This window comes from Candidatus Limimorpha avicola, assembly GCF_056978975.1.
In genome coordinates, this window is the sequence record NZ_DBMCYK010000012.1 from 74,921 (window position 1) to 78,736 (window position 3,816).

Annotated in this window: 2 protein-coding genes; one reads left to right on the forward strand and one right to left on the reverse strand. The window is 50.3% G+C overall.

The features are described from left to right. Nucleotides 1-197 precede the first annotated feature (197 nt). Complete coding sequence (locus ACZOVS_RS06845; protein ID WP_483996492.1) at nt 198-506, reverse strand: hypothetical protein; 309 nt, start codon at nt 504-506, stop codon at nt 198-200. Here ACZOVS_RS06845 and ACZOVS_RS06850 point away from each other — a divergent pair. Beyond that, nucleotides 427-3,771 (forward strand): choice-of-anchor J domain-containing protein, encoded by a 3,345-nt coding sequence (locus ACZOVS_RS06850; protein WP_483996491.1) that lies wholly within the window; start codon nt 427-429, stop codon nt 3,769-3,771. The two genes, ACZOVS_RS06845 and ACZOVS_RS06850, sit on opposite strands and share 80 nt — an antisense overlap. Nucleotides 3,772-3,816 lie beyond the last annotated feature (45 nt).

Here is a 3,816-nt window from a genome sequence, read left to right on the forward strand (position 1 = left end):
GTCGGTGGTTTACAAGGTCCGACGGAATCGCCCATAGTATGGTCCAACTGTTTGGACAAGGACATGTGGACGACATTGGATGTGACGGTAACGACCAACAGCGGAGACAATGTAGCCGGAACGACAGTGGAATTCATCAACGTGAGCGAGCCTGAGATGGGGTATGACCTTGAGGTGACGATGGACGAGACAGGCATCTATGAATGGGAAGAAGTAAGGAAGGGCACGTATGTATATACGATAGCATTGGAAGGATACCAGTCATGTGCTGTTGGAGACACGATAGAGATCTGGGAAGCCACGACTGTAGAGTGTATGATGGAAGAGATATTGGGAGCGATAACGAACTTGTATGTATCACCTACGGGCTGGGCCATGTGGGATGGAACAGGAGGTTCTGCCCCTATACAGGAAGGAGACGAGTTCATGTTCGACTTTGAAGACGGAGGATTGACGGGATGGACGACGATAGATGCGGACGGAGACGGCTTTGTGTGGAACAACACGTCAACATCTCTTGGAGCCGGTTATGGACATCAGAGCCAATACTGTGCATATTCGCAGTCGTATGACAACTGGTACGGAACATTGAATCCTGACAACTATCTTGTAACGACGGAGAAATACGGAATAGGAGAGAGTTCAGTATTGACGTTCTATGCATGTGCGCAGGACAATCTGTATGCGGCCGAACATTACGGAGTTGCGATATCGACAGAAGGGAACACGAGTGCGTCGGACTTCACGACGATCTGGGAGGAGACGCTGACGGCGAAGAGTGTAGGAGGAGATAAAGGGATGAGAGGAATGAACGCACAGGGGACATGGTATCAGAAGAGTGTGGATTTGAGCGAATATGCGGGACAAGAGGTATATATAGCGATAAGACACTTCAATGTGACGGATCAGTATTGGTTGGATATAGACGATGTGTCGTTGAGCAACGGCAGTGATAGAGGAGAGAGAGCGTTGCAGGGATACAAAGTATTGTTGGACAATGTATATGAAGCGGATGTGACAGTACCGTATTACCAGCACGATGTGACGAACCTTGTTGAGGGCAATGAATACACGACACAGGTGGCAGCGATGTTTGCGACGGGAATGGGAGCGTGGTCGGAATACACGTGGACGTATGCGGACTGCTCGAACTATGAAGGAGTGGAAGAGGTAGAGGCAGAAGTGAGCGGCAACACTGTAACATTGACATGGGACGGTTCAGGCCCGATACCGCCGGTACCCGGAGGAGACGAGTTTATGTTCGACTTTGAAGACGGAGGATTGACCGGGTGGACGACGATAGATGCGGACGGAGACGGCTTTGTGTGGAACAACACGTCAACATCTCTTGGAGCCGGTTATGGACATCAGAGCCAATACTGTGCATATTCGCAGTCGTATGACAACTGGTACGGAACATTGAATCCTGACAACTATCTTGTAACGACGGAGAAATACGGAATAGGAGAGAGTTCAGTATTGACGTTCTATGCATGTGCGCAGGACAATCTGTATGCGGCCGAACATTACGGAGTTGCGATATCGACAGAAGGGAACACGAGTGCGTCGGACTTCACGACGATCTGGGAGGAGACGCTGACGGCGAAGAGTGTAGGAGGAGATAAAGGGATGAGAGGAATGAACGCACAGGGGACATGGTATCAGAAGAGTGTGGATTTGAGCGAATATGCGGGACAAGAGGTATATATAGCGATAAGACACTTCAATGTGACGGATCAGTATTGGTTGGATATAGACGACATAGCATTGAGTGCGGGAGCGAAAGCGGGAGGAAGAGAAGTGTTGTTTGATCAGAGCGAGATGGTAACGAACCCGGGAGCAGGAGTAGGAGGAGCAGATGTGAGCGCGTTACAAGGGAGCCAGACGACATACGGACCGAATGTGTCGAACGGTTTGAGCTATGCGGTAGCGGACGACTTCACGTTGACAGGAGCCTCAACGATAGAGGAGATAGAGGTATATTCATATCAGACGGGGTCAAGCACGACATCGACATACACGGGAATGTATGTTGAGATCTATGACGGCAATCCGATGAGCGGAGGCCAGGTAATCTGGGGAGATCGCACGACGAATTTGATGACGAGTACGGCATTCACGGGAATATACCGTACGACATCGACAGATTTGACGAACAGTCAGAGACCGATAATGAGTGTGACGGCGAGTGGATTGAACATAGAGTTGGAGGCAGGAGAGTACTGGATGTCATACACGTTGGAAGGGACGTTGACGAGCGGACCGTGGGCGATGCCTAGAGTGATACCTGGAGAGATGACGACAGGAAACGGACTACAGGATCAGGCAGGAACATGGGCGACGTTGATAGACGACGGATCAGGAACGGCATACGGAATAGCGATGAAGATAAGCGGCAGTGGAAACGGGGGACCTGTGCCACCGGTAGGAGGCGGAGTATATGTATTCAGAGACGGAGAGTTGCTGACGCCTACGGCAGTGACGACTGGAACGTATGTGGATGAGGAAGTTCCGGACGGAGTATATAACTATTGTGTAAGGACGGTGTATGAAGACTATGCGATGTCATGTCCTGTATGTGTGGAGGTTGAAGTACCCGGAGGAATAGAGTGTGGAGCGCCGGAAGATCTGTACGGAGAATATTACTGGGAGAGCGGAACATACGGAGCACATGTGATATGGCCATACGACAACACGGTACCTGTAGGAGAGTGGTTGTATTATGATGACGGAGTGAATGTGGATGCGATAGGAGCCGGAGGTACGCTGTACTGGGGAGTGATGTTCCCGACAGGAGCGATAAGCGGATATGAAGGGACGAGTCTGACGAAGGTACAGATGTACGATTACGAAGCGGGCTCATACACATTGAACATATACTATGGAGGAACGAGTGCGCCGGCGACATTGGTACACAGCCAGAATTTCACGACTACGGGAAGCAACACGTGGCATGAGATAGAATTGAGCAGTGCATTGCCGTTGGATGTGACGCAGAATCTGTGGGTAACGTTGTACAACAGTGGAGTACAGTTCCCAGGAGCAGTGAGCAACGACACGGGAGATCCGAACGGTAGATGGGTATCGACTGATGGAGTACAATGGATAGATGTTGCCACAGCAGGATTGGTATATACGTTCATGGTGAGAGCGTATGTAACGAATGAAACGGAAGGCGGAGAAGTAGTGGAGTTGTCAGGCTTCGAAGGAGAGGTAGCGAGTGGAGAGATAGAGGCTAAGGGACAGGAAGAGGCAGTAGAGACGAGACCGATAACCGGGAGCAGCCGCAGTCTGGATCATTACAATGTGTACAGAGGGGAAACAGAAGGAGACTATGAATTGATAGCGGAAGTACCTGCAGAAGGAAACGGAGGAGAGTACTACGATGATCTGACGGGACATCCCGGGACATACTACTATCAGGTGACGGCAGTGTATGAAGAAGGAGGAGAGACCTGTGAGTCAGAGCCTGCGAACTCAGTGACGAATCCAGATGAAGATTATGTAATGGTGGAAGTGAGTAGTGTGGAAGACAACGAGATGAGAGGAGTGACGGTATATCCGAATCCTACGAAGGGCGAGTTGAGGATAGAGGCAGAAGGCATGAGCCGCATCACGGTAACGAGTGTATTGGGTCAGGTGATGATGGACAAGGGAGTGACGAGCGACGAGGAGATGATAGACATGTCACAGATGGAAGCAGGAGTTTACATGGTACAGATAGTAAGCGAGAGCGGAGTGACAGTGAAGAGGATCACCGTTATCAAATAATCATCGAGTATGATTAAGAAGAGAAAGGGGACGCAACAGCGTCCC